General features: G+C 39.8%; 6 protein-coding genes. All 6 read left to right on the top strand.

Translation table 11 applies throughout. The features are described 5' to 3' along the window. Nucleotides 1-370: tyrosine-type recombinase/integrase (locus tag AC787_RS33975; RefSeq protein ID WP_152970841.1), on the top strand; the 370-nt coding region annotated here is incomplete at its 5' end. Further along, nucleotides 367-1,191, top strand: coding sequence for a restriction endonuclease (locus AC787_RS32715; RefSeq protein ID WP_054029177.1), 825 nt, complete (start codon nucleotides 367-369; stop codon nucleotides 1,189-1,191). The genes AC787_RS33975 and AC787_RS32715, both read left to right, overlap by 4 nt. Nucleotides 1,192-1,241: 50 nt before the next feature. Continuing rightward, a complete protein-coding gene (locus AC787_RS32710; protein WP_161807609.1) occupies nucleotides 1,242-2,348 on the top strand; it encodes a GGDEF domain-containing protein in 1,107 nt (368 codons plus the stop codon). A gap of 27 nt (nucleotides 2,349-2,375) precedes the next feature. After that, nucleotides 2,376-5,060 carry a type IA DNA topoisomerase gene (locus AC787_RS32705; RefSeq protein ID WP_054029175.1) on the top strand — a complete coding sequence of 895 codons (2,685 nt, stop codon included), beginning with the start codon at nucleotides 2,376-2,378 and terminating at the stop codon, nucleotides 5,058-5,060. Between the two features lie 81 nt (nucleotides 5,061-5,141). Beyond that, complete coding sequence (locus tag AC787_RS32700; protein ID WP_054029174.1) at nucleotides 5,142-6,833, top strand: hypothetical protein; 1,692 nt, start codon at nucleotides 5,142-5,144, stop codon at nucleotides 6,831-6,833. 353 nt (nucleotides 6,834-7,186) lie between these two features. Then, on the top strand, nucleotides 7,187-8,245 hold the full coding sequence (locus AC787_RS32695; protein ID WP_152970840.1) for an endonuclease/exonuclease/phosphatase family protein: 1,059 nt from the start codon (nucleotides 7,187-7,189) through the stop codon (nucleotides 8,243-8,245). The last annotated feature ends 92 nt before the right edge of the window (nucleotides 8,246-8,337 follow it).

The raw sequence follows: 8,337 nt of genomic DNA, 5'->3' as shown, positions 1-8,337 counted from the left end.
GGATGACAATGGTAAGTCCAGACATCTACCATTATGCACTGAACTGAAAAAATCATTAATTGAGTGGTTAGAGCAGCGCGGTGAACAAGATCATTCTTATGTATTTCTATCCATACGTGGAGGGAAGCTCGCAGAAATGGGAATTCATTATCTCTGTGAAACAATAGGGAAAAAGCTTAACATCGATGCTTTGACACCACACGTATTACGTCATTCGTTTGCACATGAACTTTTATTGCAAGGAATGAATCTAAAACCACTGGCGACCTTGCTTGGTCACAAAAACACAAATTATACCCGGTTATATAAGATGCAGATGAAGAAGAATTCATTCCAAAAATCAAAGTACAAACCTGGAGAGCCTAAATGAGCAAAAATCAGCGGAGATGGAAAAAAAAGAAGAAGCAGAATTTAGTCAATAAGATAATAGCATTAAATAGTTTCTTTATTGCTTTATCACTATTCGTATTCATGGGATTTAAAATGTCCAATAATCAACTCAGTACTTCTGATCTTCCAGCGGATCCTTTGCCTATCTCATATGGCTTTGTACTTCTATCTTGGTTTGGACTACAGGGTATTGTTATCCTCATTTATTCTTACTTCAATCGTCAAAAACGACTAAAAGAAAAACATAAGCTTCGAGTGTCGGGTATTCAAAAGATTGATCATATGACCGGTCAACAGTTTGAAGATTATTTAACGGTGTATTTTGAAGACTTGGGTTACCGCGTAGAGGATACGGGCGGAAGGGGAGATCGAGGAGCAGATAAGATTTTAATCGAACCAGTAAGTAATAAACGTATCTGTGTACAAGCCAAGTGTTGGAATAAGAATGTAACCTTTGATGCAGTGCAACAAGTGTTTACTGCTAAAACATTGTGGAATTGCGAGGAGGCTTGGATAATCACAAATCGGAATTTCACGAAACAGGTGCGTGAATCCGCTCAGCAGCTCCAGATACAATTGTGGGATCGGGAGAAGTTGACCAGTAAGATGTATGCCTACAATGAAAGAAAAGCTCAAAGCGGATCCCATTCAGTGTATTTCGCTTTAAACTCATCCTCTGTATTCCATGATTTGAGTTGTGAGCATGGTCGGAATATAGCAAAAGTACAAAACGTAATCACCTATTCCAATTATGAAGAAGCTATCAGCAATGGAAAGAAAAAATGTAGCTGTTACAAATAAAGGAATGGGTCTTTCAGAAAAACTATTCATACATGAAAAGGGAGAATATCGTGAAAGAAACATTGACCTATTTACCTACATTTTTAACTTTTGGACTAATGGCATCCTTATTTGGAATTACGTTTTTACTTTATCTCAGATGGAGGACGCGGAATTATTTACTCTTATCGTTGTCATCGGGATCCACAGCTGTTATCCATCTTCTTTTGTTTGCAGCAGCTCAAACCAATATAGCGTCTGACCATCTTGTAATCCTAATCAGTGGTACCTCTTTAATACTTTTCATTGGTATACATGCTTCATTCTTTCATTTTTTTCTACCCAAAAGAAAAAAGGAATTAGCATTTTTCGCCGGCGCAGCTGGTGCGGCAATACTTTCTCTAGCCCTCGGATTTTTCAATCAAGAGCTAGGAGCTGCAGCATTAACAGTGATGAATATCGCCTTCATTAACTTTTTCATTTTTAAGATACTGTCACAGCTACCGAAGAAAAAAATGTTCTTATTGTCACACATCTTCTTTTCAGTCGGATTTGTCATACAAACCGCAATGATCATTTTTCATATCCCAGGAGCACTGTTTTTCACCACAGTATTAGCCACAGCCTCATTCGGGGTCATGCTTCTTATTTTCTATGATCGTATCGTTGATATGGTCTTAGCTGTCTCTAACTCGGCGGTCACTGATGGCCTTACTGGTTTGTATAATAAGACCTATTTTATACGGAAAGTGAATGATTATTTAAGTAATAATACCGCGAGGGCTTTAATCTTCATCGATATTGATAATTTCAAGCGTTTAAATGACACCCAGGGACACCCAATGGGTGACGCCATTCTGAAGTTAGTCGCTAAGATTATGCAAGAGACGTTTAAAGAGACTGCATTAATTGGCCGATATGGCGGAGAAGAAATGGTTGCGGTTATTACAAACGATCATGCCGATCCAGAAGAGCTTGCAGAACTCTTTCGGTCTCGAGTAGAAGAGCTCACACCTAATATCTTCCCAGTAACAGTAAGTGTGGGATGCAGTATTTCAGAGTTTGGATTAACGGCTGCAGAATTTATTAAGCAGGCTGATGAAGCCATGTATGTTGCCAAAAGTGAAGGTAAAAACAGAGTCGTTTTATACCAAAAGGAATTGGAGAGTAATGATTAATCGAACTCTTCTGAAAGGGGTATTGCTTTGTATAACAGAGTGATTCTAGCAGAGAAACCCGATATGGGTGAAAAAATAGCGAAAGCATTAGGGATTTCCGCAAAAAAACGCGGATACATTGAACTGAGGAATGGTGACGTTGTGACATGGGCAATCGGTCATCTCATTCGATTGAAAGCTCCCGATGCGTATATGGAATATAAAGCATGGACATGGGAAGCCCTACCTGTCATTCCAAAGCATATGGATACTGAAGTCTATCCAACAAAGATCGATCAATTCAATGTGGTTAAACAGCTGCTGCAAAATAGTAAAGAGTGTATCATGGCAACAGATCCGGAGCGAGAAGGCGAGCACATAGGACGATTAATCCTGAAGGAAGCCGGCTACCAAAAAAAATGGATGCGCCTTTGGATCGATGATCTTACAGAAGCAACCATATTGAATGGCATGCAAAATTTGAAGAGCTCAGATGATTTTACATTCCTCGGTGATGCCGCGCTGGCACGTTCGTATGCCGATTACTGGTTAGGTTTTACCGCATCAAGATTCTTTTCGTTACTTGCTGCTGAAGTAACCGGTGGACGAGCTAATTTATCAGCTGGACGTGTTCAAACCCCAACGCTGCGCCTTGTTTTTGATCGGGAAAAATCAATGGAGAACTTTACTGCAGAACCATTCTATCTCCTCACAGCTGATTTTCAGACTTCTAAAGGGAGTTATAAGGGGCAATGGTTTAAAGTCGAGGACGATACGAACATATATCGCTTTACAGATCAACACAAAGCGGAAACCATGAAGAAAAAATTGATCGGTCAAAGCGGATCGGTATTGAGTTATACCGAAAAAGAAGTGAATCGTAGTGCACCGCAGCTCTTTAATTCATCCGCTTTAAAAACAGCTTCTCGCAAAGAGTTAGGGTTTAGCACAGTCCGAACAACCGCAGCATTACAGGCACTATATGACAAAGAGTACGTTTCATACCCACGTGTAGATAGTCGTCATCTTTCAGAAAATAAGGCGGATGAACTAGCCAGTCATTTAAACATCTTACGAGAAAAAACTGCATATCCTCAATATTTCCCTTCAGCTATACAAAGCCTTAAAGGAAAAAGTCGTTTTGTTGATGATAAAAAAGCAGCCACACACCATGCGATCGTACCCACTGCACAAGATCCTTCCAGCCAGAGCGATAAACTATCTGCAGACGAATTAAAACTCTATGAATTGATTCTTAAACATACGTTGGCCGCACATCATGCCAGCGGTAAAGATAAAGAAATTGAGGTTATCACCAGTGTTGCCGACGAAACATTTTACTCCAGAACGATCGAGATAATCACGCCAGGATGGCGAGCTATTTTAAAACCAGATGATGATGAGCCAGAGAACAAAGAATCCCAAACCATATCGGGAAAAATACCGGCATTAGAGAATGGTATGGGTACCAAGACAAACAGTATTGATTTTGTAAAAGGTCAAACCTCAAAACCTAGAAGACTCAATGATGATGAGCTTGAGAAGCTAATGGAGAATGCCGGTCGTTTTGTTGATGAGAACGTCGATGAAGGCATACTTGAGAAAATTAAAGAAAAAGGGATTGGTACACCAGCAACCCGGACCAATATTGTACAATCGCTTGTCGATCGGGAGTATATCGAAATCACAAAGAACCTGGTCTATTTGACCAATAAGGGCCGCTCTTTCATGGAGATGGTTTATGAACATCCCATTGCTAGCATTGAGCTCACAGGTGAGTTTGAACAAAAGCTCGGTGAGGTTGAGCGAGGAGAACGGCCAGTAGCGGAGCTGCTTCAAGAATTTAAGACGTACACGCATAATATTCTGCAGACTAAAGACGCTCTTTCACTAAGAATTGAGCAGTTACCACAATCATCCCATACATTTGAGAATGTTGAAGAAATAGGAGCATGTCCGAAATGCGGAAAAGTCGTAACGGAATCTCCGAAACTATTCGGCTGCAGCGGAAAAAAAGAGGGCTGTGATTTTACCATTTGGAAAGACTTCCGGAGTACTACGATCAAGGTAAAACAAGCCAAGGATCTGTTAGCTGGGAAAGAAATTCTCATCAAAAGCATACCTGGAAAAGAAGACAAGAAGCCATATGATCTCTATATTAAAATCCAGGAAGGGAAGATCAATACTCGGTTCCCACAAGTTGAAGATAGTAGTCTCGGCAACTGCCCTAAATGTAATAAGCCGGTTGTTGAGGGAACTAAATCATTCGGCTGTAGTGGATGGCGAGAAGGATGCAAGTTCGCTATTTGGAAGTCCTTCAGAAGTACAGAACTAACCGCAAAAATAGTGAAATCATTACTCAACGGGAAAGAAGTTTTGCTGCAAGATTTGCCGAGTGAAAAAGGAACATATGAGCTTTATGTTCAACTAAAGGATGACAAAATCGATTCGCGGAAACCGACCGCCGAAGATAAAAGTATCGGGTCGTGCTTACTATGTAAAAAGCCAGTAGTAGAAAATGAAAAGTCCTATGGCTGCAGCGCATGGAAAGAAGGCTGTAAATTTAAACTAAGCAAAGATTTTCTGGGCCAAAAGATAACCGTTTCGCAAATCAAGAAATTATTAAAGGTTGGGAAAACCGACAAGATTGTTGGCCTTGTAGGATCTAAAGGTCCTTTTGACTCGGCACTCGGGTACGATACAGCAGCCAACCGCTATACATTTGTGAAATGAAAAATGACCGTCCTTAGTTCGGCTGCATATCGCGTCGAGCACCCAAAAACACAGGAATAGTTATAGAAGGAGCTGATTAATTTGAATAACGCTTATACTTTTGAAGAACCAATTAAAATGGAACTTAACGACATGAGGAATACGATCCAGCACATGAAGGATGATATGATTCTCAACGTCCAGGTTGGGCAGAATGATTGGGTCATAAGTAAATCTTCACTTGATGAATCACCACTCTATGAGGCCTACCCTCTGACTCCGAAAGAAGGGGAAACACCGACATGGGAAGATACTTCTGCTTCTGAAATCGCAAAATATGTATTGGATAGTAAGGAGACTGTAGGCTTAAAATCAATTGAATACACAGAAAATTCTCCAGCTAATATGATGTCATTTGTGGAAAAAGAGAAATATGTTGAATCTCTATCTTCTATGAGCGACCTTGGAACAAAAGAATTTCAAGTGGGCAAGAATGAAGATATTTTATATGTAAAAAAACATGATCAAGGTTTCAGCATTCAAGAAGGTTCAATAAATGAGCCTATTCACTTTGTAGGTGATTTGAAAGATACAGTCGATGAAATTTTCAAAAGAAATAATCAAAAAGGTTTTACTGGCGAGGCCCAATTGGTTAATCGAAAGGAATTTACTCAAATTCTTGAGAAGCTGCATACTCAAGTAAGCTCAGCTCATATCACCCTGGATAACGTATCATTCGAAATTAAATTCCAAACTCACAAAGAAGCGCTTGAAGAATCTTGGAGTCAGCCTTTTCTTGATCTCATAAAGGATAAGCAAGCAGGGATATATGAAGTTACTGTTCCCGATAAATACCGCCATTTCATAAGAGATGCTGAGGGTATGTCCGCAATTAGTGCAAAGGATGTTGCTGAAGACCTTTTCACACAAACCGAGTCAAACTTCCGTATTGATCATTTTCAATCACATACTGGGGAATACCCAAACATTGACCTTACACAGTCTACACCGCTGACTGCAGCAGAGATCAAAGAAATTTTGAATCATCTACCTGCAGGAGCTGAAACAACTTTCTCGAACGGACAAACCCAAATGCAATTAACAATTAACGGTGCAAACGATTTTCAAGCTGTGCAGACAGTAGGATCAACGATCGTGGCTCAGTTTACTGAACCGTCAGCCTCCTTAATGGCTCAAACAATTGTAGATGAAGCAAAGGATTTACAACTCGTTGCTGTTAAATATGGTAACAAATCAGCTATCAGAGTGATTGATAATACTCATTCACAGCGAGCAGTAAATCTACTACAGTCCTTAGACCGAATGAACAAAATACGCGTGTTTACTGAAGATTTATCAGCTATAGACATCTCTCGTACTGGAGATCTCTTTATAGCTCGCGACAAGGCAGTAGTCCCAAAAATTCGAATTATCGGCACAGCAGATCAAGTCATTAGTGCACTGCAAGAGGATCCGAAGACAGCCCTTGTATTAGCCAAAGATTCTGAACAGTGGATGCACCCACTTGTAGATGAAACACTGAAAAATGTAGTAATTAAAGCTCCTGGCATGCCGACAGAAAAATTAGGTGAAAAGCTTCATCAGATGGTGGATCGGTACCGGATGGGGAAAAACGGGGATATTGAAATTAACTTAAGAGGTAATGGCAACAACGATACGATATCCTTACAAAAAACTCCGTATCTAAGCCATGATAAAAAAACACATCTAATGGACATGGCAGCTGATAACATCAAATTTGTTCAACAAAAGGGACTAACTCAAAGTATGTAGCCCTTCATTAATTGATGAAGTAGGTATCATGCAGCACCAAATATAAACAGCGACAACCTAGGACAAGAAAATATAGTCCAAGGTTATCGCTGTTTTAATGAGATATCAATTCATTTTCTTGAAATAGTAGCCACATATTCACCCTCCCGCAGTACACTTTAAAAAACCTAATATTGCAAAACAATTTAATGGAATTACTGAAATTTTTATGCAACACAACTAATTTTGATTTAACGATAAAAGGGGATAATTTGATTATGGTTTTGGGAAAAAGAGGTAGGAAAAGTCAATATGTTAAAGTGGTAAAATCCACCGAACAAAGGGCATTGAAAAATTTATGGCGCACAGGGGTCTTGAACAAGGTTCAGTTAGAGACGCACTATCAGCTTTATGGGGAACGGTTGGCTAAATTCGAAAGAAGTGGTTTTTTGGCTATCGATCAGAATTCGGTCACTTTAAAACAGACAGGCATCAATTACTGTCAAAAAATATTGCAGCTTGAGAACCGTTACGTACCCTTCGCTAATGAACTTGTACGTGAATTAGAACAAACAGAGGCTTACTTGAAGCTTTCACCGGAAGAACAGGATGCTTGGAAGTCGGAAAAGCAACATCATTTTGAGGAACAAGAAAAGAATTTGGAATCCTCCCAGGGTTTAAAGATTCTTACCCTAAATTGTGGAACGAGGAGGCCAGAGAAGATCGATCCTCTGTTCTTTAATTTGATCCGGCATATGGATGTTGTTTTATTGCAAGAATGCAATGACTCTATGATGATGTATGTAGAAGATGTCATTCGGATGGTTTCCTGCATTGAGCACAAGCACTCCCGATCATTGGCCGTATTCTCGAACATGCCCTCAATGGGCGGAATCGTTCCGTCGAAATATCATTTTAAGGGAATTTGTTATCTTGAACTACAGTCAGAATGCATTTCACCGTTACTGATCGCCAATGTCCATTTGGATTCAGAGGCATACATAGACAAGAAGTGTTTGGAACTGAAGGAAGTCGCAGCTTGGGCGGCAGAGGAAAAGTCGAAAGGCAAAACGATTGTCCTTGCTGGAGATTTCAATATTACCTATGATCAAATACACCCGAATTTTAAAAAAACATGGCAAGGACGAAATTATTGGTCGCGGGATTATAACTTGGCTTTGCCTTTTACGTTTGATCCTGTTGTCGTGAACTCAACCAACTTGCCTGTATTCCACGACCCCTTTTATACCCATAAACCGAACTTATCCTATACCTACGTCAGTCATAAGCAGAACAAATTCAGACTGGACTATATCTTGCCCGAAATAAATAATCCGCTTGGGTTGCCTAACAAAATTATGCAATACAAAATTTTAAACACCATATCACTCGGATTCGATCACAATGCTGTATTTATGGAAATAGATCTTTGAGGAGTGCAATCCATGCGAACAAAATTAGCGGCCCTGGAAGGAAAGCGGTTCATTTTTATCGCGACTTTTGTTAAGGTTTCGGCAAAAAAAAA

The organism is Bacillus sp. FJAT-28004 (assembly GCF_001280845.1).
GTDB lineage: Bacteria > Bacillota > Bacilli > Paenibacillales > Paenibacillaceae > Pristimantibacillus.
This window is presented reverse-complemented; position numbering and strand designations above follow the sequence as displayed.